We start from the raw sequence: 25575 nt of genomic DNA on the forward strand, positions 1-25575 counted from the left end.
GGGTGTCAGCGGATTCATTTGGTCGCTCCGGTCGGCGTCGGCGTGACGGAACCGTTGGTCGAGTCATTCTTGGCCGGTGTCGAATCATTCGTGGCCGCACCATTTTTCGCAGCACCGTTTTTCGCCGAACCGTTGGTCCCGTTCGAACCATGCCCATCGGCCGCATTGCCATTGCGCGCGGTCGGCAGCAGTCCGTCGGTGTTGCGCCCATCCCAGTTCAGCAAATTGATCCGATTCGACTTCTCCTCCGGCGCGGCGCCATTGGTATCGGTCAGATGGAACTTCTCCACCATCGTGTCGAACGCCGTCATACCCGGTCCGCCGTCGGTATCCAGGCTGCATCCGGTTGCCAGCGAATCCAGTTCGTGCGCCTGCGTTGTCGCGCCGTGCGGAATCACGTACCGGTGTTCGTACTTCGCGATGGCCAGCAGTCGATACATCGCCTCGATCTCCTCCGGCTCCAACCGCACCGACGGTGCGATCGACGGATCCGGCTCCATACCGAGATTCACCGAGCGCATGAACGACCGCATGGCCGCCAGCCGCTGCAGTGACGCCCGCACCGGCCCGATCTCACCGGCGGTGAAAAGCTCGGCCAGGTACTCGACCGGAATGCGCAGTGCGTCGATGGCGCCGAACAGATTCGACGCGTCCTCGGCATCGTGTCCGGTCTCGGCGAGCACATCCACCACCGGCGACAGCGGCGGCACGTACCAAACCATCGGCATGGTGCGGTATTCCGGATGCAACGGCAGCGCGATCTGGTAATCGACGATCAATTTGTAGACCGGCGAATTCTGCGCGGCCTCGATCCACTCCGGCGAGATCCCGGCCCGCTCGGCCGCCGCGATCACTCGCGGATCATGCGGATTGAGGAACACTCCGAGCTGTGAGGGGTACAGGTCCTTGGTTTCGGTGACCGAGGCCGCCGCCTCCACGGCATCCGCGTCGTACAGCATGACGCCGATGTAGCGCAGTCGTCCGACGCAGGTCTCCGAACAGACCGTCGGAATACCGACTTCCACGCGCGGGTAGCAGAACGTGCACTTCTCCGCCTTGCCCGTCTTGTGGTTGAAGTAGATCTTCTTGTACGGGCAGCCGCTGACGCACTGTCGCCAGCCACGGCATTTGTCCTGGTCGACGAGCACAATGCCGTCCTCGGACCGCTTGTAGATCGCACCCGACGGGCACGAGGCCACACACGACGGATTGAGACAGTGTTCGCAGATCCGCGGCAGGTAGAACATGAAGGTCTGTTCGAACTCCAGCTTCACCTGATCCGACAGCTTGGTCAGCAGCGGGTCCTTGCCCACCTGCTCCGGCCCGGAGCCCAGGTCGTCATCCCAGTTGGCGCCCCAGGTGATCTTCGTATCCTGGCCGGTGATCAGCGATTTCGGCCTCGCCACCGGACTGGTGTCCATGGCGGGAGCGGACAGCAGGTTGTCGTAGTCGTAGCTCCACGGCTCGTAGTAGTCGGAAACCGTGGGCAGATCCGGATTGGCGAAGATATTGAGCAGTCGCTTCAGACGCGAACCGGATTTGAGGGTCAGCTTGCCGCGCTTGTTGAGCGTCCAGCCGCCCTTCCACTTCTCCTGATCCTGGTACTGCCGTGGATAACCCTGTCCGGGACGGGTTTCCACATTGTTGAACCACATGTACTCGGTGCCGCCGCGGTTGGTCCACGCCTGCTTGCAGGTGACGCTGCAGGTGTGACACCCGATGCACTTGTCCAGGTTCATCACCATGGCCATCTGTGCCATAACACGCATGTCAGTACTCCACTTCCTGCGAGCGTCGGCGAATGGTCGTGACCTCGTCGCGCTGATTTCCGGTGGGGCCGTGGTAATTCAGCGCGAAGGACTGCTGCGCATAACCGCCGATGAGATGCGATGGCTTGATCATGATGCGGGTCAGCGCGTTGTGAATGCCGCCGCGCTTACCCTTGCCGGGCTGCTTATCCGGTGCGCTCCAATCGAATCCACCCGGCGCGCCCTCGATGCGCGGCACATCCACCGCCCGGTCCTGGGCGTGGTACATGAACACCGTGCCCTCTGGCATCCGGTGGCTGACGATGGCTCGCGCGACGACCACACCGTTGCGGTTCACCGCTTCGATCCAATCATTGTCCGACACACCGATTTTTGCGGCGTCTCGATCCGACATCCAGATCGACTGCCCGCCGCGCGAGAGCGTCAGCATGTGCAGGTTGTCCTGGTACGCCGAGTGGATGGACCACTTGGAATGCGGGGTCAGGTACCGAACGGTGACGCCGTTGTCACCGACGGACCCCACCCCTGGCTCACTGAACAGCGCGCTCATATCGAGCGGCGGCCGGAATACCGGCAGCTGCTCGCCGAGTTCGGCCATCCAGTCGTGATCGAGGTAGAAGTGCTGGCGCCCGGTCAGGGTGTGCCATGGCTTGAGTCGTTCGGTATTGATGGTGAACGGCGAATACCGCCGTCCGCCGGTCTCGCTGCCCGACCACTCCGGCGAAGTGATCACCGGCACCGGTCGGGATTGGGTGTCGGCGAAGGTGATTCGCTTGCCCTCGTGCTCGGCGGCGAGATCGGCCAGCGCGGTGCCGGTACGCCGCTCCAGTGCATGGAAGCCCTCGACCGCGAGCCTGCCGTTGGTGGTGCCGGACAACGCGAGGATCGCCTCGGCCGCGTGAGTGTCCTTGGCCAGCGACGGACGTCCCTGGGCCACACCGGAAACCACGGTGCCGTTCATCCCGGCGAGGTAGGCCACCTCTTCGTCCGGATGCGTGGTGACGCCCTTGGTGGTGACGCCGAGCGTATCGATCAGCGGTCCGAGCGCGGCCATCTTCTCCGCGAGCTTCGGGTAGTCCCGCTCGACCACGACCAGCTTCGGCATGGTCTTACCCGGAATCGGTTCGCACTCACCGGCTTTCCAGTCCAGTACGCGCCCACCGGCCTGCGCCAGCGCATCCGGCGAATCGTGCTGCAGCGGTACCGCGACGATATCTTTGCGCTTGCCCAGATGCTTCTCGGCCATCCAGGAGAATCCACGCGCGATCCGGTGGAATGCCTCGAAGTCCGTCTTGGCCTCCCACGGCGGGGAGATGGCGGGGGAGAAGGCGTGCACGAACGGGTGCATATCGGTAGAGGACAGATCGTGCTTCTCGTACCAGGTGGCCGCGGGCAGCACGATATCGGAGAACAGCGTGGTGCTGGTCATCCGGAAGTCCAGCGAGAGCAGCAGATCCAGCTTGCCGCTCGGTGCCTCCTCACGCCAGACCAACTCCTGCGGCCGCACACCCGCGGCATCGGTCGTCTGCAGATTGGAGTCCGCGCCGAGCAGGTGCTTGTGGAAGTACTCGTTGCCCTTGCCGGAGGAGCCGAGCAGATTCGCCCGCCACACGGTCAGGCAGCGCGGAAAGTTCTCCGGCGCATCGGGATCTTCGCAGGCGAAGCGCAGGTCACCGGACTTCAGCCCGTCCACTACGTGTTCGGGCGCGGTCTTGCCCGCGGCCTCGGCTTCGTCCACCAGATCCAGCGGATTGCGGTCGAACGTCGGGTAACTCGGCATCCAGCCGAGACGACTGGCCAGCGCGATATTGTCCGCGGCGGTGCGGCCCGCGAATTTCCCGGTGCCCAGCGGGGAAGCGAAGGACTGGGCGGTGAACGGGTCGTAGCGCCACTGGTCATTGCTGAGGTACCAGAACACCGTGCCCTGCATCTGACGCGGCGGTCGCTGCCAGTCCAGGCCGAAAGCCAGGGTGGACCAACCGGTTACCGGACGGCACTTCTCCTGGCCGACGTAATGCGCCCAGCCGCCGCCGTTCACGCCCTGACATCCGGTGAGCAGAGTCAGCGTGAAGAAGGAACGGTAGATCTGGTCGGAGTGGAACCAGTGGTTGGTGCCCGCACCCATGAGGATCATCGAGCGGCCGCCGGATTTATCGGCGTTATCGGCGAATTCGCGGGCGATACGCTGCGCCTGTGCGGCGGGTACGCCGGTAATGGCTTCCTGCCAGGCCGGAGTGTAGGGCTCCGCGGCATCGTCGTAGCCGGTCGGCCACTTGCCGGGCAGCCCGTCACGGCCCACGCCGTACTGCGCGAGCAGCAGGTCGAACACCGTGGTGACCCGCTTGCCCGCGACGGTGATCGTCGGCACGCCGCGCACCAGCACGCCCGCGGTATCGGTATCGAAACGCGGCAGCTGCACCGCGACCGGGTGCTGGTCGGCGCGGTCGTACAGGGTCAGCAGCGGATCGACGCCCTCAAGATCCAGATTCCATTTGCCCGCATCACCGGCGGTGAAGCGATGTCCGAGCGAACCGTTGGGCACCACCGGATTGCCCTCGGCATCGAGCAGCACCATCTTGTGTTCGGCGGTCTCGTCGGTGTGGCCGAGATCGGCGGCGGTGAGGAATTTGCCGGGCAGCGCACCGTCGTGGTGGTAGTCGCCATCGGCGTCCCAGCCCTCCGGATCGTCGAGGCACACCAGGAACGGCAGGTCGGTGTAGCGCTTGACGTAGTCGAGGAACCGCGGCGTGCTGCGCTCGACGAAGAATTCCTCGAGGATTACATGGCCCATCGACATGGCAAGGGCCGCATCGGTTCCCGGTCGCGCGGGCACCCATTCATCGGCGAACTTGGTGTTGTCCGCATAGTCGGGGGAGACCACGACGACCTTCTGACCGCGGTAGCGCGCCTCGGTCATGTAGTGCGCGTCCGGGGTCCGGGTCACCGGGACATTCGAACCCCACATGATGAGGTAACCCGCATCGAACCAGTCGGCCGATTCCGGCACATCGGTCTGATCGCCGAACACCTGTGGGGAGGCGACCGGCAGGTCGGCGTACCAGTCGTAGAACGACAGCATCGAGCCGCCGAGCATCGAGATGAACCGTGCGCCCACCGCATGGCTGACCATCGACATGGCCGGAATGGGGGAGAACCCGGCCACCCGGTCGGGCCCGTATTTCTTGATCGTGTGCACGTGCGCGGCGGCGGCGATTTCGGCGGCCTCCCACCATTCCGCGCGGACGAATCCGCCCTTGCCGCGAGAAGACTTGTAGCGCTTGGCCTTTTCCGGATCCTCCACAATGGATTCCCAGGCCAGCACCGGATCCTTGAGCCGCTCCTTCGCCTCGCGATACAGCTCCAGCAGCACGCCGCGCACATACGGATAGCGCACGCGCGCGGGGGAGTAGGTGTACCAGGAGAAGGACGCGCCGCGCGGGCAGCCGCGCGGTTCGTATTCGGGCTTGTCCGCGCCGACCGACGGGTAGTCCGTCTGCTGCGATTCCCAGGTGATCACGCCGTCCTTGACGTAGATCTTCCAGGAGCAGGACCCGGTGCAGTTGACCCCGTGTGTGGAGCGCACCACCTTGTCGTGCGACCAGCGGTCCCGATAGAACTCGTCGGCACTGCGCCCGCCCACCTGATGCAGGCTGCGCTGATCCGCCGAGACCTCGCCTCGGTGGAAATATTTGCCGAGACGCAGCAGTGCGTCACTTGCGTCGGTAGATTGCCGATCGGCCGAATCGGAGGACGCGGAAGCCTGAGTGCGCGAATTAACCACGACGCCCCCTTCGAGCTGTGAAACCGGGCTGTTGCACCGACTGTAAGGAGGCCGCGACGCACGTCCAAACGAATCTCTCACAGCCCGCACGCCGCGATCGTGAGGTGTGAGGTCAACGCAACGTGGCGGTCACCGCGCGATTGCCGCGAAATGCCGAAGACATCGATGTGACCAGGGCGGATCCGCTCTGACCGGCCGAAATACGGCTCGCGGATGGTGTTTCGGGGGCTAGCCGGTGATGCTTTGGAAACCGCTGGTTCTCAGGCGGTTTACATTTGTTAACACGTCCGGCTAGGGGTCGGAAGGTCGATTCCGCACCCACGCGCGGTCGTCGAACCGCCCCGTGCGGAGCCGTTCTGCGCGTCGTCGATCCATTCGCTATCGGTTTGCCGACAGTTGCGGTGCTGGCGGATCCGGCCGCGGCGCCGAGGTGCGCCGGGCATTCGATGCGTTGTCGTTTCGACCCGCCGCGCACTCGTTACGGGGGGTGAACGCGGCGAAGCGGCCGGCGGCTCGGTCCCGCCGCATCGGGAGGGCGGTCACCGCGGCGAGCTGTTCTACCGGCCGCTCGGCACGAATATTGTTGCTCCTCGAGTACATTCGCACGCGGACCAGCTGTCCGCGTGGCGGCCCCGACACGCGGACGTTGGTCGGAAATAACAGCAGACCCCTTCGTTTAATATCGGATCGGCTCGCCTTGTGCAGAACTACCCGACTTTGTCGATACACCTACAGCTTCATAGGAGTGGATTGCTGTGCCAAGCAGGTCGACCGATGGCGGTGACGGGGCTCCGGTGCGCCCGCCCACATTCGGGAACGAGTTGCGCAGACTGCGCGACGATCGACGAATTTCGCGCGAAAAGCTGGCATTCGCCGCGGGTGTGAGCGCCAGCTATATCACCCACCTCGAGGGCGGCGATCGGGAACATCCCACCAGAACGGTGGTGAATGCGCTGTTCGGATATCTGGATCGGATCGCACCGCTCACCGATGCCGAGCGCCGACTTTTTTTCGATCTGGCCGGACTGGGTGTGGACAGGTTTCCCTCGGTGCTCGAACTGCGCGATGAGATCGGCACGGATATGCGCGACGGACTGCGCCTGCACGAGCCGAATGCGGCCGGCTATGTCGATACCCGGTGGAATGTCCTGTCCTGTAATGACTCCTACGCCGCCGCATTTCCCGGTCTGGTCGACGATGTGAATGTGCTGCGCTGGTTCTTCGGCAACGAGCTGTCCGAACAGGTCATGGTCGAATGGGAGCGCGAGGCCGCGCTCACCGTCGACTGGCTGCGCGGACTGATCGGTCAGTCCGGCGATACCGCCTGGTCCACCGAATTCCTCGACGAACTCGGCGCGTATCCGGAATTTCGAAGAATGTGGGCGGCGGGCGGTACGACCTACGGCCGGGATCGACCCATGCATGTGCGCGATCTCGGCACCGGGGCGTGTTATCGACTCGATGCCCAACTGTTCCGGGTGGATTCGGGCAACCATCCGGGTAGAATTCAATTCTTCCTCGGCATCCGGAGCCTATGTGCCAGCCACCGACCGGTGTAGATACCTCCTGGGTGCTACGGATGTCACAATTATCGGGACAGCGCCACACCGAACGTATTTGATCCGGTCATCGGAAAATCGAAAACGGGAGGCATTCCATGATCCACAATGCTCGTGGCACCGCCCAAACGGCCGTCGATCCCGGCGTCGAGTTGCGTTCCGCACTGGAGGCGCTGCTGCTGCACGACGCCGTCGGATTGGATGCCAAAATGCGCCACGCTATCGCCGCTGTGGTCCATTTGGCCGTTGACACCCCGCACGGCGCACCCGAGGACGCCGAGGAATTCCTCGGCCGCCTCGACGCCGCCTGGCTACTCGCCGCTTGGTCGGGCCGGGACAGTGAAATGTCGCTTATCGCAACCCTGGCCGCGGGTGATGTGCCCGCGCTGTCCTGGTGTGAACTCATGTTCACCACTGCCCTGGCCCCCTGGTCCATCAATCCGGCGGCGGTACACGCGCGGCGCATCTTCGCGACCATTGAGCCCGGCCGCCTCGGCGCGGTCCGCCCGTCGATCGGCATCTCCGGCGCCTGATGCTCGCGCGGTGGCTCAGGGCAGGCTCAGTTCCGCGAACGAGGAGATCCAGTGATGCGGGGGACGTGGGGGATTCGGTTCACCGGGACGGTGGACACCGGTCACCGACCAGCCCGCGGTGACGGCGGCATCGAGTTCGTCGGGATGGTCGGACAGGAACAGGATGCGATCGGCGGGGGTGCCGATGGCGCTCGCGATCTTTTCATAGGAGGCGGGTTCGCGTTTCGGGCCCGCGCTGGACAGGTCGAAGTAGCCGCTGATCAGTGCGGTCAGCTCGCCGCCGCGGGCGAAGGTGAACCAATCCTGTTGGTTGCGTACCGATCCCGAGGAATAGACATAGAGCCGCAGACCGGCGGCGTGCCAGGCGGCGAGGGCGGGCGGGACGTCCGGGAAGAACTCCCCGTGTAGTGCGCTGTTGCGGAAGCCCTCGGCGCAGATGATGCCCTGTGCCGCCTTGAGCGGTTCGGCCTTCACATCGGAGCCGAGCCAGTCGCGCAGGATCGCGGCGATCTCGTCGGTGTCGGCATCGGAGCGGTCTGCGAGTTCGCGGGTGGCCGCGATAATGGGAGCGGCCGCGGCCGTTCGGTTTTCGGCCAGCCATTCGGGCAGGCGGGCGCGGGTGTAGCCGTAGAGGTCCTCGCGTACCGAACTGGTCGGGCTCGTGGTGCCCTCGATATCGATGACTACGGTGGCGATCACGGGGCCGTCAACAGCTGATCGAGGGTCGGGAAACCCGAGCTGATGGGGTCACCGGTGAAATCGCCGACCCAGCCGTCTGCCTCTTCGAAGAAACGGATGGCGATGAAGTCGGGGCGGGTGCCCATATCGAACCAGTGCAGGGTGCCCGCGGGGACCGAAAGCAGATCCCCGCCTTCGCAGACCGCCGCCACGACCTCGTCACCCAGATGCAGGTAGAAGCAGCCGCGGCCGGCCGCGAAGAACCGCACCTCGTCCTCGGCGTGCCGATGCTCGTTCAGGAACTTCTCGCGCGCGCCATCGGCGATCCGCGGCCACTCCGGATTCGCGTCGTCGGGGTGGATGCGGGCGATATCGATATGCTTGTAGCGCCCCGAGGCATTGAGTTCGGCCACGCGGTCGTCGTATTCGGCGAGGAGTTCGTCCGATACGGTCTCGGTGGCATTGTCCAGCACCGGCCAGCGGTCGAAAGTGATACCGCGGGCGGCCAATTCGGCGCCGATCACCACGTCGTCGGTGGTGCGCAGCAGTACCTTCTCGGCATCGTCGGCGGCCATAACCTGCAACAGCGTCATGATGTCAGTCCAATCTCGAGGATCTCGTTCGGATTGCGTTGAGCGAAGGCCTGCCGAAGGCCGGTGCGGGACACCAGCTCACACAGGGCTTCCAGGCATTCGGCGCGGTCGCGGGCCTGGGAAAGATTGTCTCCCCATGTCGTGATCCCATGTCCCGCGATGGCCGATACCGGTGCGGCGGTGGGATTTTCGAGCAGGTAGGCCTCGATATCCGCGCCGATGCGCGCGACGTCGGGCCAGTTCGGGAAGACGGGCAGGTCGAGGACTGTCGGATAGGTGCCGTCCGGCTGCTCGGCCACCAGACCTTTGATGAGTTCGTAGTCGGTGATCCGCAGGAAGGTCAATGCGTCGGGGGACCCGGAGCGGGTCGCGGCGGCCGTCGCGTAGGGCGGATGAATGTGGACAACGGCTGCGGCACCGGTGGTTCGGTACACCGCCGTGTGAATTGTGGTCTCCGCCGAAGGCTTTCGCCGCTGATCCGGTGTCGGCGCGGAGTCCGCGATGCGGACGGTCACCATATCCGCATCGGTCAGTTCGCCCTTGGACAAACCGCTGCCGGTGATCAGCGCCGTAGCGCCGGTGCGCACCGAGATATTGCCCGCCGTGCCCGGCATCCAGCCCCGCCCGTACAACTCGCGTGCGATATCGGCGATGGCCGCACCTTCGGCATTCGCGCCATATACGACACCCAGTTCGGTGACCACCGCCGTCACCAACTCCGCGGGCGTCACATCGAAGGCCGGATTGAAAGCCTCGGTATCGACGGGAGCCGTTGTGACACCGCCGAATCCGGTCACCTCGGCGGTGGCCCGCTGTTCGACGACGATATCCGCACCGGTCGCCATCTTCGGATCACGCGTCGACTCCGGCGCCACCACGATGAACGGAATGCCGTGGTGGTGGGCCGCGATGGCGAGACCATAGGTGCCGATCTTGTTCGCGACATCGCCATTGGCGGTCACCCGGTCCGCGCCGACCAGCACACAGTCCACCTGACCGGTCGCCATCGCCCACGCGGCGGCGGAATCGATGGTGAGCCGATGGGGTATGCCCGCCTCGGCCAGTTCCCAGGCCGTCAGCCGGGCGCCCTGCAATAGCGGCCGAGTCTCGTCGACCAGGACATTCTCGATCGCACCGCGCTCCGACAGCACCCGCATCGCCCCGATCGCGGTGCCGAAGGCGCTGGTCGCCAGCCGCCCGGTATTGCAGTGCGTGAGCACCCGCAGCGGCCGGTCCGGGCACAGCCGCTGCACCAGATCGGCGGCATGGGTCGCGGCGGTACGGTTGACCCGGCCGTCCTCGGCCAGCATGGCCAGGGTTTCGGCGAGTACCGCATCCGCGCCGAGCGGCACCTTGGTCAGCACCCGCCGCACCGCCCAGGCCAGATTGACCGCGGTGGGCCGGGCGTCCGCGATCCGCTGGGCATCCGCCTCGGCCCCCGCCACATCCACGACGCCGTCGGTGGTGTGCGCGGCGGTGGCGATGACCACGCCGAACGCACCGGCGATGCCGATTGCGGGCGCGCCGCGGATGGCGAGGGTCTTGATGGCGTCGATCACCTGGTCGACCGTGCTGAGCCGCAGCTCGCGCACCTCGTGCGGCAGTTCGCGCTGGTCGATGGTGACCAGTGCACCGTCGTCCCAGATCAGGGAACTGTCGTTCATCAGGTGCATCCTTCGGTCGGGCAGAGCGGGGTGTTGTCCCTGGTCAACGGTATCGGACGGGCGGTGCCGCCGGAAATCCACACCGCAGGTGCGCCCGGCTCATTCCGCGACGAACTCCGCCTCGCGTTCCACCGGCGGCGGCGAGTTGATCGCGCAGCGTCTCAACGGCGACGATGCCGTCGAAATCCTTGGCGGGCAGGTCATTACAGGGAGCCTGGCCCAGCCGCGTATCAGCAACGACCTCGCGGTGGTCCACCGGGTCGCCGACCGGGTCGTGGTCCCACGTGAGGGGGCCGTCGTCGAAACCGGACCCGCCACCGAGGTATTCGCATCCCCCTGGGCCGACTACACACGCAACCCCCTGAAGCGGTTCCCATCCCTGATCCCACCCGTCGCACTCCCGACGGCCCAGCGCTTCTGCGTCTCGGCGCGTGATTCCGCCAACGAACGAGTCGAAATGATTGCTTGTGCACGAGAGTCGCCGTTCGACTCGCTTCTATGCGCACGCAGAATTTTCTGCGGCAAAAGGTAACTCGCCGGGCGTGGCCATCGGCGGTGAAATTCGAACCGTGTCCGACCCGTTCGAAAGGGCGCGTCAAGCTTTATGAATGATCAGCTGGAATGTATTGCCGTGAATAGTTTCCGAACGGCCTGCGAACCCGGAGACCGGGCGCATCGAACCGGACTGCGCACAAGCGGGCCGCCGGCTCACGTGCGGAACCGGCGGCCCGTTTCAGATCAGTGCTGTCCGGGTCGGCGCTGCTCAGCGCCTCGCCGTTCCGAACTCGGCTCCCGCCGCTGCTCGTCACGGTCGCGATCGCTCATCGATCCGGATCGGTTCATGCCCTGGTCCTGGCGCTGCTGTTGCTGCTGCCGTTCCATCTGCTTGGGCATTTTCTTAGGCGCTTTCTTCGACTTTTCAGCCATCTCCACTCGGTCCTTTCCGAAGTGATGTTGTATTCGCCTAACCAACACACAATAGCGAGCGGACATCATCAGCGGAAGAAGAATATCGATTATTTACGCTCGGAGCGGGAGGAATTCGACGAGGTCGTCGTCGGTAGCCTCGGCGGGGACGATGACCAGGCCGTCACGGTCGACGAGGCCGCCCAGATGGGTGGTACGGACCTGCGGATCGCCGAGCCAACCGCCGTATGGGGCGAGCCGAGCCGGGACGATGCGGGTAGCGGGTCCGGAGATCGCGCTCGCATTGCGCAGTGGCCCGATCAGCGGTCGCGGCGGATGGCCGCCGGTTCGGCCCTCGACGACCGCGGGGGACAGCGCCATCAGTACGGCCACGGCCGCGAATGGATTTCCTGGTAGGCCGAGAACGGTTGTACCGCTCGATAATTCGGCGACTACAGTGGAGCCGCCCGGGCGCAATTTCAATCGGTGCACCAGGATTCGAGCTTCGGCACGCGCGATCGCCCCACGCAGTTGGTCCGCCGCGCCGCCACCGGTCGCGCCGACGATAACCAGCAGATCGCAATCGTCCGCCGCGCCGAGCACCTCGTCGAAGCCGCGCGGGGTATCGCGCAGGTGCACCCGGTCTGTCGCGCGAATTCCATACCAGGACAGCACATCCGGCAGAATCGGTCCGATCGAGTCGCGGGTCTGACCGGTCTGCAGCGGGCCGGTGCTGCGGATCTCGTCACCGGTCATGATGATCCGGGCCCGCACCGGGCCGCGCACCGTCGCCTCGGTCACTTCCACACTGGCCGCGGCGGAGATCAGCCCGGCCGTGACCGGTGTGCCCTCGGGCGCAACGAGATCGCCCGGTGCCCGGTCCTCGCCGCGACGGCGAATATCGTTACGCAGCGGGGAATCCTCGTGCTGGTAAAGCATTTCATCGTTTTCGATCCGCGCGTATTCGTCACGGAGCACGCGCGTAGTGCCGTCCGGCACATGTGCACCGGTGGCGATCCGCACCGCCTCACGGGGTAGCAGCCCGACCGGCCGCCGGCCGCCCGCGAACCCGATATCGCGCCGCAGACGCCATGGTCCGTCACCGGCGACCGCGTATCCGTCCATGGCGGAGACATCGAAGCGTGGCAGTGCTCCGACGGCCGTCAGCGGCGCGGCGAGGGTCGCACCGCGCACGGAAGCCAGTTCGGCCCGGTACTCGGTGAGTCGAGACATGTTGGTACGCAGGATATCCCGTGCCTCGTCGAGTGGCAGCGGCGTTGCGGGAACCGCGGCCGTCGGTGCGGGACGAGGCGCACCGACGGTACCGGCGTCCCAGGCCATCCTGGCGCTTCGCACCTGCTCCTCGGTATCGCAATCGGCGATACCGGGCAGGGCGACGGTGATCGTATCGGCCGGGATCAGCGCCTTCATCGGCTGGTTGATCAGCGAATCCAGCCGCGCCAGCGCCTGCGCCAGCGCCGTCCGTCGCCACACGCCGATCAGATACTGCGGCCGACCGGATTCATCGGCTGCGAAGACCGCGTCCGCACCGGATTCGGTCCCGCGCCGGATCAGCTCCGTCACCGTCGTCTGCGACAGGAACGGCAGATCCGCCGCGAGCACCACCACCAGCGGCGCGGCGGTCGGGCCGAGCGCGCGTAATCCGGCTCCAACCGCGGCGACCGGACCCGAACCCGGCGGCACCTCGCGCACCTGCGCGATCCGCACGTCCAATTCGGGCCGATGCGGTCCGACCACCACGGTCCGCGCACACGGCGCCACCGCGGCCAACGCCGCATCGAGCATGGATCGACCACCGATGATGATGGCGGGCTTATCGACGCCCCCCATGCGGCTGGCGCGTCCGCCCGCGAGCACGATCGCGTCGGCGGTGGTCACCGGTAAGCGCCTGGCGCGAGAGAGGGCATGGCCGACATGCTAATTCGTCGGCTGTACAGATCCGGGGAGGGCGGTCTGGTTCCAGTGGTCGCAGGCCTAGACCGTCGAATGGTCCGGTGCCGGTCGGTGCAGGCAGAACTCGTTCGTCTCCGGATCGGCGAGTACCACCCCGGGCGTGCCGTCGGCATCGACCTGGGTTGCGCCCGCCGCGCGCAGTCGAGCCACCTCGGCGGCCGGGTCGTCGGCGGGAAAGGACACCAGGTCCAGACGCAGTCGATTGCGGCCGCCCCGCACATCCGGCGTCTGGACGAACTCCAGCCAGGCTCCGAGCCCCGTCGCCGAGCGGAGCCCGGCCACCCGCGCGCCGCCGTAGGCGATCGGCCAGCCGGAGGCGTTGGACCAGAACTCGGCCAGCCGCGCCGGATCGTGCGTATCGACCACGATGGCGGCGACCGCTCCGGTATCCACGTACTCCTCGCGTGGCTCCAGCACGCAGAACTCGTTGCCCTCCGGATCGGCGAGCACCACCCACGGCACCGTGCCCTGGCCGATATCGACGTGCCGGGCGCCCAGCGCCAGTGCGCGGTCCACCAGGGCCCGCTGATGATCGAGCGAGCGACTGGCCAGATCCAGATGCATCCGGTTCTTACAGTCCTTGGCGCGCGCCTCGGGAAGGAAGGTCAGGGCCAGATCGTGGCCGTCCGGATCGGGAGCCGCCACATCGACCTGGTCGGCACGGTCGATCGTCACCGTCCAGCCGAGCAACTCGGCCCAGAAATCCGCGACGAACCGGGGCCGGTCGGCATCGAAGACGACACACGCCAGGCGGGTGGACATGCTTCAACGTTAACCGCCGATCGACGGCGGCGTGGCCGTTTACGGCAGCGGAAAACGCGCTGCGCGCAGGTCGACTCGGCCGTCGCGGATCGGTACGCCCTCGGCGGCCAGTAGGCGCAATTGACGATCGGCCAGATGCGCGGCGGGCTTACCGCCCGCGCCGATCACCCGATGCCATGGCAGATCGGCGGAGTCGGTGCGCATGATCCAGCCGACCGTGCGCGGGGTGGACAATCCGGCCGCCGCGGCGATATCGCCGTAGGTGACGACGCGGCCCGCGGGCACGGTCGCGACCAGCGCGCGCACCCGCTCGACCTCGGCATCGGTGGTGGCCACCCGACTACAGCACCGATCGGATCAGCGCCGCGGTCTCGGCCGGCCGGGCCTGAGCGACCATATGGTCGCAGTCCCATTCGAGCACGGTCAGATTCCCGCCCAGGTGCGCGGTGATGGCGGCCCGGAACTCCGGGGTGACGAAGGGCGGCACCACCTTCATGGCCTGCACCAGGATCGTCGGCAGGTCGACGGGCGGCAGCACGTAGTGCCGGGCCAGCTGCCCCCAGTAGGAGTTGACGGCGGGCAGACTGATCCGCCAGCCGACCCGGCCGTCGGCGGTGGGCATCAGATGTTCGGTGAGTTCGGCATCGAGCAGGCGCGGCTCCACCTCGCCCCAGCCGGTCGCGATTTTGTCCCGGCGGGCGTGCTCGGCGGTGTCGTAGTCCGGTGAGGCCAGGCTGGACAGCGCGATATCCATCAGGCGCTCCGGCTCCAGCGCGATCGCCGAATCGAGCAGGATCAGCTTGCGCACCAGGTGCGGATGCCGATGCACCAGGTGCAGTGCACAGGCGCCGCCGAAGGAGTGCGCGACGATGACCACCGGTTCGTCGCTTTCCGCGGTGATCAATTCGACCAGATCCTCGACCACGGTCTCGAAGTTCCACGGCGGCAACGAGGTCGAGCGACCGTGTCCGCGCAGGTCGGGGGCGATGAGCCGGACCTCGGGCAGATGTCGGGTGGCCAGTTCCTCCCAGCGTTTGCCATGGCCGGTGACACCGTGCAGGGCCAGGACTTTCGGCCCGTCGGCGGGGCCGAATCGATACACATGGAGAGGCGACACAGGTCTCATATTGACGCATCTGGAAATCCGTCGCAGATCCAGGCGTGTGTCGGACCTCACCGATCGGTGAATCGCCCGCGTGGTGTGTCGGAGGTGTCTGTTGCAATAGCCCGCGTGGTGCGATCGGATAGCGCGGTGCGACTTGTTCGCCGGAATGTGGCGGCGCCCCCGGCTCGGACCTGGGGTGCCGATGTCCGCGCGCTGTTCGATGCCGCGGCGACGGTCGGCCCGATCCGGCCGGACTGGCTGCCGTGGCAGGTGCTCGGCGGGCCGGGAACCGGCAAGACCGCGCTGCTGATCGATCTGGCCGCCGAGCGCATCGCCGCGGGGGCCGACCCGGAATCGGTGCTGGTACTGACCCATTCGAAGCAGGCGGCGAGCACGTTGCGCGACGCCATAACCGCCCGGCTGACCGATCCCGATGCCACGGAGGGCGGGGTGCCCGGCGCCACCAGGGAACCGCTGGTGCGCACACTGCATTCCTACGCGTTCTCGGTGCTGCGCAGACATGCGAGCGCACACGGCAATCCGCCGCCGCGTTTGCTGACCGGTGCCGAGCAGGATGCCGTGGTGCGTGAAATGCTGCGCGGCGATCTGATCGATATCGCGGCCGGGGCGAGCGGTCTGTGGCCGGAACGGCTGCAACCAGCGCTCGGCCTCGGCGGATTCGCCGAGCAGTTGCGCGATCTCATGCTGCGGGCCACCGAACGCGGCCTCGGACCCGAGGATCTGGTGCGGCTCGGCCGCGAGCACGGCCGGCCGGAATGGGTGGCGGCGGGCAAGTTCGCGGTCCGCTACGAACAGTCGATGCTATTGCGCTGGTCGGTCGGGGTGGAAGCGCCCGAGGCTACCGCGCCCGCGCTGGATGCGGCCGAACTCGTCGGAGCCGCGTTGGACGCGCTGGCCGGCGACGCCGATCTGCTTGCCGCGGAACGGAATCGGATCCGATACCTGCTGGTCGACGATGCCCAGCATCTGGATCCGCAGGCCGCGCTGCTGGTGCGAGTGATGGGTACGGCGGCGCATACGGCGGTCGTGGCGGGCGATCCGGATCAGGGTGTATTCGCCTTCCGCGGTGCGGATTCGCGCTTCGTCGCCGAACTCGCCGCGCCGGATGGACAGCGAATCATCCTGCGGGACAACCACCGATCGGCCGGCGCGGTGGAACTGGCGGTCGCGCGAATCGCGGCGAAGTTGCCCGGCAGTGCGCCACAACGCTTTTCGGCACCCGAGCGCACGACGGCACCGACGGCCGACGACACCGAGGTGCGCGTGCGGGTACTGGCCACCCCGGCGAAGGAAGCCGCCCTGATCGCCGACCATTTGCGCCGCGCCCACCTCACCGATGGTGTGCCGTGGTCGCGCATGGCGGTGATCGTCCGCTCGGTGCCGTTGTCACTGGCTCCGCTGCGCCGCGCCCTATTGGCGGCCGGAGTGCCCGTACAACAGCCCGCACTCGACGCGCCACTGGCCCGTCGGCGCGGCGCTGCCTGGATGCTGCTCGCACTGCGCGCCGTGCTCGCCGAGGATGCGCAGCGGCGCTGGCGTCGACGTTCGGCGGAGGCAATGTTCTCGGCCGAAGACGCATTGGATTTGCTCGCCGGACCGCTCGGTGGCGCCGATCAGATCACTCTGCGCCGGTTACGTCGCGGTATTCGCCGCAGTGTGCTGGAGTCCGCACGCAGCGAAATCACGGCCGCACGTGCGAGTTCCGCGCTGGGTGATGAACCCGATTGGGCCGGTTTGCCTCCGGATGAGGAGGCGTTCCCGCCCGAAGACGAAGGCTTCGAGGCCGGGGTGGACAGCTCCGAGCGGAATGTCACGACGACCGAACGGAATATCAGCCGAGTCGAGCGGATCACCGACGATGCCGATTGGTATGGCATCGAGCCGGAGTTCAGTAGCCGAGATTTGGAATGGCACAGCGATAAGCCCGAACCGGAAGTCGACGATTCCGATGACCCCGAACACAGTGGTGACCCACCGCAACGCGCAGATGGCACTGAAGGGGGCGCGGATGACGACGCCGCGCGCAGCGTCGGTGACCCTGAACGGGGCACAGACCAGGCCGAACAGGGCGCAAATGCCGCGGAGCCGGCCGCCGACGAGGCACGGCGGAGTGTGGATGGTGCCGAGTCGGAGGCCGATGAAACCGGGCGGCGTTCGGAAGGCGTCGAGCGGGGCGAGGCCGAGCGGAACTCGCTGCGAACCGAACACGGGAGCACGGATGCTTCCGAACGGAGCAGCGGCGATCCGGAAGAGGACCCGTCGGCATCCGAACCGGACGACAGCGATTCCCCATGGCGCGCCTATGTCGACAAATCCTCCGCGGAGGTGCTGCGTGACCTGCTGATCGGCCGCGCGGATCGTCGAATCATGGAGCGGCTCACCGATGTCGAGGCGGCGCCGCTGAAGCGGGTGTTCGACGCGCTCGACCGGGCCATGAAGACTCGTCGGCGCGGCGCCGGTCTCGAGGATGTGCTGTGGGCGCTGTGGACCGGGTCGCGGCTGGAGCGCCGGTGGGTGGCGCAGTCCGAACGCGGTGGCGCGGCGGGTATGCAGGCCGATCGCGATCTCGACGCGGCTGTCGGGTTATTCGATGCCGCCGCCGCCTACGTGGATCGGCTGCCCCGAGCGAGCATCGAAGGCTTTGTCGAATTCCTTGTGCAGCAGGAGATTCCGCACGACACCAGATCACTGACCGCGGCGGGGGAGGCCGTCGCGCTGCTCAGCGCGCACGCGTCCGCGGGCCGGGAGTGGGATGTGGTCGCGGTTGCCGCTGTGCAGGAAGGTATTTGGCCGAATCCGCGTCCGCGCGGCACCCTGCTGCAGACCGAGGACCTGGTCGACCTCACCGCGGGCATCGTCGACGCGGGTGCGGTGGTGAGCCGCGCGGCCCCGATCATGGCCGAGGAACGCAGACTGCTGCTGGTCGCGTGCAGCCGGGCGCGGCGCTCGCTGCTGGTCACCGCGGTGGAATCGGTATCGGGCGAACGCGATCTCGTACCCTCACGATTCCTCGCCGAACTCCTCGGCCACGACGACGACAGCGAACCCGGCGCGCTTCCGGTCGCCGACCCCGGCCGCGCCCTTGTCATGCATGCGCTGGTGGCGGAATTGCGCGGTGTCGTCTGCGATTCCGAGGCCGAACCGGAGCGCAGACGTCGCGCCGCCCACGAACTCGCTCGGCTGGCCCACGCCGGCGTGCCGGGTACACATCCCGACGAATGGTATGGCACAGCCGATCTCAGCTCGTCGCGTTCCCTCTGGGATGACGACGAGACCGCGGTTGCCCTGTCTCCGTCCACCGTCGAGCTACTGCGCACCTGCCCGCTGCGCTGGGCGCTGGAACGTCACGGTGGCACCGATGGCGACAACCCCCACGCCGTCAAGGGCAATCTGGTGCACACCCTCGTCCAGGCATTGGCGGGCAAGGTGCCCGAATCGCAGGTCCGCGCCGCGCTGGATAAGGCATGGCAGGCCATCGATCCCGGCACCGGCTGGCATTCCCGTCAGGAACTGCGCCGCACCGAGACCATGCTCGAGACCTTCATGGCCTGGGTGCAAAATACCCGCGGTGAGCTGACCCAGGCCGGTGTGGAGGTCCCGGTCGACTGTGTCCTTCCCCCGCGCGCGGAAGACGAACCCGCCGTGCGGATTCGCGGCCGGGTCGATCGACTGGAGCGCGATGCCTTCGGCCGGTTCGTCATCGTCGATGTGAAGACCGGGAAGTCGCCGGTCACCAAGCAGGCCGCCGCCGACCACGCCCAGCTCGCCACCTACCAGGTGGCGGCCGCCGCGGGCGCGCTCGACATCACTGTGGACGATGCCGATTCCGCCACAGGGGAATCCGGTTCAGCCGAACCCGGCGGCGCACGACTGGTCTATGTCGCCAAGCCGAGCAGCAAAGAAGGCGCCACCCAGCGCATGCAGCCCGCGCTCGACGCCGAGGCACTCGACAAATGGCGTGGCACGATTCATGATGCCGCGGCCACAACCCAGGGCCCGAGCTACCTCGCCATGCGCAACGATGGCTGCAGGCACTGTTCGGTGGCGGGCAGCTGCCCCGTCCAGGACACCGGAAGGCAGGTGACCGACGAGTGAGTGGCGCCGTATCGTCGAACCGGCTCGCGGAGGCGCTCGGCCTGCCACCACCCACCGAGGAGCAGGCCGCGGTGATCGCGGCACCACCGGGACCGACGCTGGTCGTGGCCGGTGCGGGCGCGGGCAAAACCGAGACCATGGCCGCCCGGGTGGTGTGGATGGTCGCGAATCGTCTCGTCCTGCCCGACGAGGTTCTCGGCCTGACCTTCACCCGAAAAGCCGCCCAGCAGTTGACCTCCCGTATCCGCACCCGGCTGGCCCGGCTGGCCGGTTCACCGCTGCTGCGCGACCTCGATCCCGGCGGTGAGCTGCGCACCCAACTCTCCGGCGCCGAGCCCGAGATCAGCACCTACCACTCCTACGCGGGCCGCCTGCTCACCCAGCACGGCCTGCTGCTGCCCGTGGAACCCGCCGCGACGCTGCTGACCGAAACCCAGCTCTGGCAGCTCGCTCACCAGGTGGTCCGCAACTGGGACGGTGACCTCGATACCGATCGCACCCCGGTCTCGGTGACCGAGGCGGTGCTCGCGCTGTCCGGCCAACTCGCCGAACATCTGGTGGAATCCGAACAACTCGCCGAGGCCCACACCGAACTCGAAAAACTGGTCCACACCCTGCCCGCAGGTCCGCGTCAACGCGGCGGACCGAGTCAGGCCCTGCAGAACATCGTCCAGGTGCAGCGCGAACGCGTCGCCTTGCTGCCCCTGGTCAAACAGCTTGCCGAGGCCTTACGCCGCCGCGGCGCCCTGGATTTCGGCGCCCAGATGTCGCTGGCCGCCCGTCTCGCCGCTGAACATTCCGAGGTCGCCGCCGCCGAACGCGCCCGCTTCCGACTGGTCCTGCTCGATGAATACCAGGACACCGGTCACGCCCAACGGATCCTGCTGGCCGCACTGTTCGGCGGCGTGTCCCCGCAACCGCACGCGAAGCGCGCACGAAAACCCGCGGACAGTCCGAAGTCGAGCGAGGATGCTGCGGATTCACGTGCTCCCCATGGCGATGCGGCGCGGGGGCATCGGTCGGATGCCGAGCACGGCGCAACCAGCCGTCGCGAACAGCGTTTGGCAGTGACCGCGGTCGGCGACCCGATGCAATCGATCTACGGCTGGCGCGGCGCATCCGCCGCCAACCTGCCCAGGTTCGCCACCGATTTCCCCAGCGCCCCAGGCCTTCCCGCGCCGATCCTGCCACTGCTGACCAGCTGGCGGAACCCACCGGAGGCGCTTGCCCTGGCGAACCTGGTCGCCGAACCCTTGCGCCGCAATGCCATCGACAGCGGCGGGGTAACCGTCGACGCCTTACGCGCGAAACCCGATGCCGAACCGGGCGTTGTCGCGCTGGCACTCACCGAAACTGTTGCCGACGAACGGAATTGGGTGGCCGTCCGGATCGCCGCGGAATGGGCGGCCAAACGCGAAGCAGGGGAGCCGCCGCCGACCTCGGCCGTACTCGTACGACGCAATGCCGATGCCGCCCCACTCGCGGAAGCCCTACGCGAACAAGGACTTCCGGTGGAAATCGTCGGCCTCGGCGGCCTGCTCGCCACCCCGGAGGTCGCCGATATCGTCGCGACGCTGCGGCTCGTCGCCGAACCCGGCGCGGGCAGCGCGGCCATGCGCATACTTACCGGTGCCCGCTGGCGCATCGGCGTCGCGGACCTCGCCGCGCTCGCCCGCCGTGCCAGGGATCTGTCGATCAGCCGTGTGCACGGCAATGAAGTCGATGAAATCACCGATTCGACCGCACTGGCCGAGGCATTGCGCGGGGTGGCGCCCGAACCGGCCGAACAGGCCGGGCTGGCCGATGCGATCGCCGATCCCGGCCCGCAGGAACAGTACTCGGAGTCCGGATTCGAACGCGTCCTCGCATTGGGCCGTGAACTCGCCGCACTGCGTGAGCGCAGCGGTCAACCGCTCGCCGAACTGGTGGCGGACGTGGAACGCACCATCGGCGTAGGCGTGGAAACCCAAGCCCGCCGTGCCATGCTCGGCACAGGCGCCGGGCGTGAACATCTGGACGCCTTCGCCGAGGTGGTCGCCGGCTATGCCAGCGATTCCGGCGCCTCGCTCGGCGGCCTGCTCGCGTTCTTCGCCGCCGCCGAATCCGTCGAGAACGGCCTGGAGCCAGGCGAAGTCGAGGTCGCACGGGACCGCGTCCAGGTGTTGACCGTGCACGCGGCCAAAGGTCTGGAATGGGAGATCGTCGCGGTGCCGCACGTGGCCCGCGGCGTCTTCCCCTCCGGCGCGGCCTCGGGCACCTGGCTCGGCGCCCTCGCCGAACTCCCCACCTCCCTGCGTGGTGACCGCAGACAGGACGATGCCGCCGAGGGCGTCCCCGTACTCGACCTCTCCGACCTCTACGACCGAGCGGACCTGGAACGAGCGATCAAGTCCCACAAGGAATCCCTGGACCGCCGTCGCGTCGACGAGGACCGCCGCCTGTTCTACGTAGCCCTCACCAGAACCGAACGCGTCCTGTTCGTCTCCGCCCACCATTGGGCCGAAACCGGCACATCCCCGAAGGGGCCATCGGATTTCCTGCTGGAACTCAAACATGCCGGCGAGGCCCCCGACGGCCCGGCCAATGGCGCGGTCACCATCGACCGCTGGGACGATGCCCCCGACATCGACGCCGTCAACCCCTTCACCGATAACCCCGCAACCGCCGAATGGCCCCGTGACCCCCTCGGCAACCGCCGCGCCCCGATTGAACAGGGTGCGTCCCTGGTCCGCGCCGCCCTAGCCGAACTTGCGGCGCAATCGGTAGGCGTCACCAGTCCTCCGGCCCGACCTCTCGCCCGTGACAAAGCAACTGCCTCAGTCGATTTCGCGGACCGCGCGCTCCATGACATCGACATGGCACCGACTGTAGCCCCTGCCACCGACAACTTTGCCGCCCCGACAACAACGGCCGCTCGCGCCGATGGTCCCGCCCAGGGCACACTGTCGGTCGATCCGTATGCCGACGTTCCCCCACCCGACTTTCCCGATGCGCCCGCGGCGTTCTACGACTCGTACGAACCGCCCGCGAGCGCCCTTGGAGCACACGGCCAAGACGAATCTCAGCTGTCCCCGCCCGAGTTCGAACCGCATCCCGACGAATTCGAGCCGCCTCCCAGCGACTTCGAACCTCCCCTCAACGACCTCGAGCCGCCCTTCGACGAATTCGCGCCCTTCGACGAATTCGAACCACCCCCAGACGAATTCGCCCCATCCACCTCCGACCCCACACCGTCCCGCAACCATTCCAGCGCCCCCCGCCGCGACATCCCCGACCGCGACGACCCCGACGGCTGGTCCGCCGACGTCGACGCCCTCCTCGCCGAATTCGAAGCCGACCAAGCCATCGCCCAGGAAGTCGAACTCCCCGGCCAGATCGCCGCAACCGCCCTCGTCGAAATGCGCGCCGACCCAGCCGAACTCGCCGCCCGCCTGCGCCGCCCACTGCCGTTCCCGCCGAATCCACTGGCCCGCCGCGGCACCGCCTTCCACGCCTGGGTGCAGCGCTGGTTCGCCGCCGACCGCCTGCTGGGCTTCGACGAACTGCCCGGCGCCGCCGACGACACTTCCGCCGACGCGGGTCTGGACACCGAGCTGGTCACCATGCAGGAGTCCTTCCTCAACTCGCCGTGGGCCCATCGCAGCCCGCTCGAGGTGGAGATCCCCTTCGAAACCTCCATCGCGGGCACGGTGATCCGCGGCCGGATGGACGCGGTTTTCGCCGAGCCCGGCGGCGGCTGGATCGTGGTCGACTGGAAAACCGGAGCTGAACCCGCGGCCGCCGACGAGCCCGCGGTCGCCATGCAGTTGGCCGTCTACCGATTGGCCTGGGCCAGGTTGATGGCGGCGCACGATCACGGCACCGAGGCGGAAATGCTCGAACGCATCGGCGCCGCATTCCATTACGTGCGCACCGGACGCACCATCGCCCCGGTCGAACTCCCCGGCCCGGACGAATTGGCCGAACTGATCCGGAATGCGGCGCCGACGCCCCCGGAATGATCCAGAGATTCACCAACCGTTCGCGTCGGCGCGAAGCGTCGCCGACAGAACCCGGTAGGCTGCCGTGCGTGCCGGAGGGACAAGCAACGCCGGAGACGGCCGACGCCGTGGCGAGCACAGAGGCGGGTGCGTCCGGTGTTCGGTGATCGCGCACGCAGTGTCGGACTGTCAAGTCGTCCGGATTTCGCGCTGGTCGGGGTCCTGCGCATCCCCGAAATCCAGACCAGCCCAGGGGCTTCGCTGATACGTCGGGTGCTCTTCGCGATCGGCCTGCTGTTCACCGCGGCGCTGGTGGTGTACTTCGGACGCGATGGGTACCACGACAATTCCGGTGACGAGCTGTCCTTTCTCGACGCCTTCTACTACGCGACGGTATCGCTGTCGACCACCGGCTACGGCGATATCGCGCCGGTGACCCCCGAGGCCAGGCTGGCCAATATCGTCATCATCACCCCGCTACGCGTGCTCTTCCTCATCGTGCTCGTCGGTACCACCATCGGCGTGCTCACCGAGCGCTCCAGGCAGGCATTCAAGATTCAGCGTTGGAGGCGCAGCGTGCGTAATCACACCGTGGTCGTCGGGTACGGGACGAAGGGCCGCACCGCGATCGATGCCATGCTCGGCGACGGCGTACAACCCGCCGATATCGTCGTGGTCGATACCGATACCCTCGCGCTGGAAGCCGCGGCGAATGCGGGCTTGGTGACGGTGCACGGTTCGGCCACCCAGTCCGATGTGCTCCGGCTGGCCGGTGCGCAGCGGGCCGCATCGGTCGTGGTCGCGGCCAACCGCGACGACACCGCAGTCCTGGTGAGTCTCACGGCGCGCGAACTCAATAAGAACGCCAAGATCGTGGTCGCCATCCGAGAGGCCGAGAACACCCACCTGCTGCGACAGTCCGGCGCGGATTCGGTGGTCGTCTCCTCCGAGACCGCGGGTCGGTTGCTCGGCATCGCCACCACCACCCCGACCGTCGTGGAGATGATCGAGGACTTGCTGACCCCCGAACAGGGCTTCGCGGTCGCCGAACGCGATGTGGAACCGTCCGAGGTGGGCGGCTCCCCGCGCCATCTCGGCGATATCGTGCTCGGCGTGGTGCGCGGCGGCGAGCTGATCCGGGTGGGTGAGGCCGAGGTGGACGCGCTGGAAGCTACCGACAAGCTGCTCTACATCCGGCACGCGGGCCGGTAATACCGGCGCGATAGTCTCGAATCGTGGCCTCTGGATTTCAGCTCAATGGTGTTCCACTGCTTTCGCGTTCAGTGCTCGACCGGGCCGAGGAGATCCGGGCCGACGAACAGTCGCTGAAGGAGGGCTGGGTCGAGGCCGAGTTGCTCCGTATCAATAAGCGCGGGCAGTTCCGCTTCGATGACGGTGCGCTGGTACTGGAACCGGCAATCGAGCTGTCCGCCGAGCCGAGTCCGGCCGCGGTCTTCCTCGGCATCCATGGCGGCAAGCACGTGTGGGCTGTGCGTGATGCCGATCTGCAGGGCACGCTGACCGATCTGCGCGCGATGGCAGGCGGTCTCGACGATCTCACCGCCGACCTGCTCACCTCCGCCATGGCCCTGCTGAACTGGCATGACAAGGCGGGATTCAATGCCGCCGACGGCACCGCGTCCATCGCGACCAAGGGCGGCTGGTCGCGGGTCACCGAGAACGGCCACGAGGAGTTCCCCCGGATCGACCCGGCCGTCATCTGCCTGATCCACGACGGCGGCGACCGAGTCCTGCTGGCCCGCCAGCACACCTGGCCGAAGACGCTGTTCTCCCTGCTTGCCGGATTCGTGGAGGCGGGAGAGTCGCTGGAGCGGTGCGTCGAGCGCGAAATGCGCGAGGAGGTCGGGCTCGACGTGCGCGATATCCGCTACCTCGGCAGTCAGCCGTGGCCGTTCCCGCGCTCACTGATGCTCGGCTTCGCCGCCATCGCGGATCCCGATCAGCGGCTGACCTTTTCCGACGGCGAGATCGCCGAGGCCTACTGGTTCACCCGGGCCGAGGTGCGCGAGGCGCTGGCTGTCGGTGACTGGTCCGCCCAGAATCAGGGTGCGCGGCTACTGCTGCCGGGTTCGATCTCCATCGCGCGCACCATCGTGGAGTCCTGGGCCGCGCTCTGATCGAAGACACGCAAAAG

Annotated in this window: 15 protein-coding genes; 6 read left to right on the top strand and 9 right to left on the bottom strand. The window is 67.1% G+C overall.

The window, feature by feature from the left end; all coding sequences use genetic code 11:
- Window positions 1-14: 14 nt before the first annotated feature.
- Together narH and ACQPXH_RS08325 are read right to left on the bottom strand one after the other, a co-directional pair.
- On the bottom strand, window positions 15-1769 hold the full coding sequence (narH, locus tag ACQPXH_RS08320; protein ID WP_433601702.1) for a nitrate reductase subunit beta: 1755 nt from the start codon (window positions 1767-1769) through the stop codon (window positions 15-17).
- A gap of 1 nt (window position 1770) precedes the next feature.
- The gene (locus tag ACQPXH_RS08325) at window positions 1771-5550 is read right to left on the bottom strand and encodes a nitrate reductase subunit alpha (RefSeq protein WP_433601703.1); all 3780 of its coding nucleotides are present in this window, start codon (window positions 5548-5550) and stop codon (window positions 1771-1773) included.
- 755 nt (window positions 5551-6305) lie between these two features.
- On the opposite strand from ACQPXH_RS08325, the gene ACQPXH_RS08330 reads away from it, so the two are divergent.
- Together ACQPXH_RS08330 and ACQPXH_RS08335 are read left to right on the top strand one after the other, a co-directional pair.
- Entirely contained in the window at window positions 6306-7109 is an 804-nt protein-coding gene (locus ACQPXH_RS08330; protein WP_433601704.1) for a helix-turn-helix transcriptional regulator, read from the top strand.
- 98 nt (window positions 7110-7207) lie between these two features.
- Window positions 7208-7642: a hypothetical protein gene (locus ACQPXH_RS08335; protein ID WP_433601705.1), complete on the top strand. Its 435-nt coding sequence runs from the start codon at window positions 7208-7210 to the stop codon at window positions 7640-7642.
- 15 nt (window positions 7643-7657) lie between these two features.
- Here ACQPXH_RS08335 and mtnC read toward each other — a convergent pair whose 3' ends face one another.
- The 7 genes from mtnC to ACQPXH_RS08370 form a co-directional block, all read right to left on the bottom strand.
- On the bottom strand, window positions 7658-8341 hold the full coding sequence (mtnC, locus tag ACQPXH_RS08340; protein WP_433601706.1) for an acireductone synthase: 684 nt from the start codon (window positions 8339-8341) through the stop codon (window positions 7658-7660).
- Window positions 8338-8913 (bottom strand): 1,2-dihydroxy-3-keto-5-methylthiopentene dioxygenase, encoded by a 576-nt coding sequence (locus tag ACQPXH_RS08345; protein ID WP_433601707.1) that lies wholly within the window; start codon window positions 8911-8913, stop codon window positions 8338-8340. Before ACQPXH_RS08345 ends, mtnC begins: the two co-directional genes overlap by 4 nt.
- On the bottom strand, window positions 8910-10577 hold the full coding sequence (gene mtnA / locus ACQPXH_RS08350) for an S-methyl-5-thioribose-1-phosphate isomerase (RefSeq protein ID WP_433601708.1): 1668 nt from the start codon (window positions 10575-10577) through the stop codon (window positions 8910-8912). Before mtnA ends, ACQPXH_RS08345 begins: the two co-directional genes overlap by 4 nt.
- Window positions 10578-11597: 1020 nt before the next feature.
- On the bottom strand, window positions 11598-13382 hold the full coding sequence (locus tag ACQPXH_RS08355) for an NTP transferase domain-containing protein (protein ID WP_433601709.1): 1785 nt from the start codon (window positions 13380-13382) through the stop codon (window positions 11598-11600).
- A gap of 96 nt (window positions 13383-13478) precedes the next feature.
- On the bottom strand, window positions 13479-14219 hold the full coding sequence (locus tag ACQPXH_RS08360; protein WP_433601710.1) for a VOC family protein: 741 nt from the start codon (window positions 14217-14219) through the stop codon (window positions 13479-13481).
- Between the two features lie 39 nt (window positions 14220-14258).
- Window positions 14259-14555, bottom strand: coding sequence for an MGMT family protein (locus ACQPXH_RS08365; protein ID WP_357478911.1), 297 nt, complete (start codon window positions 14553-14555; stop codon window positions 14259-14261).
- A 4-nt stretch (window positions 14556-14559) separates the two neighbouring features.
- Window positions 14560-15345 (bottom strand): alpha/beta fold hydrolase, encoded by a 786-nt coding sequence (locus ACQPXH_RS08370; protein ID WP_433601711.1) that lies wholly within the window; start codon window positions 15343-15345, stop codon window positions 14560-14562.
- 126 nt (window positions 15346-15471) lie between these two features.
- Here ACQPXH_RS08370 and ACQPXH_RS08375 point away from each other — a divergent pair, with 126 nt between their 5' ends.
- From ACQPXH_RS08375 to nudC, 4 genes are all read left to right on the top strand, one after another.
- Window positions 15472-19440, top strand: a complete 3969-nt coding sequence (locus tag ACQPXH_RS08375) for a PD-(D/E)XK nuclease family protein (RefSeq protein ID WP_433601712.1) — start codon at window positions 15472-15474, stop codon at window positions 19438-19440.
- A complete protein-coding gene (locus tag ACQPXH_RS08380) occupies window positions 19437-23441 on the top strand; it encodes an ATP-dependent helicase (protein WP_433601713.1) in 4005 nt (1334 codons plus the stop codon). Before ACQPXH_RS08375 ends, ACQPXH_RS08380 begins: the two co-directional genes overlap by 4 nt.
- 135 nt (window positions 23442-23576) lie before the next feature.
- Window positions 23577-24632, top strand: coding sequence for a potassium channel family protein (locus tag ACQPXH_RS08385; protein ID WP_433601714.1), 1056 nt, complete (start codon window positions 23577-23579; stop codon window positions 24630-24632).
- Between the two features lie 23 nt (window positions 24633-24655).
- A complete protein-coding gene (gene nudC, locus ACQPXH_RS08390) occupies window positions 24656-25558 on the top strand; it encodes an NAD(+) diphosphatase (protein ID WP_433601715.1) in 903 nt (300 codons plus the stop codon).
- The last annotated feature ends 17 nt before the right edge of the window (window positions 25559-25575 follow it).

It is taken from the genome of Nocardia sp. CA-135953, from assembly GCF_050955735.1.
In the GTDB taxonomy this organism is placed as follows: Bacteria; Actinomycetota; Actinomycetes; order Mycobacteriales; family Mycobacteriaceae; genus Nocardia.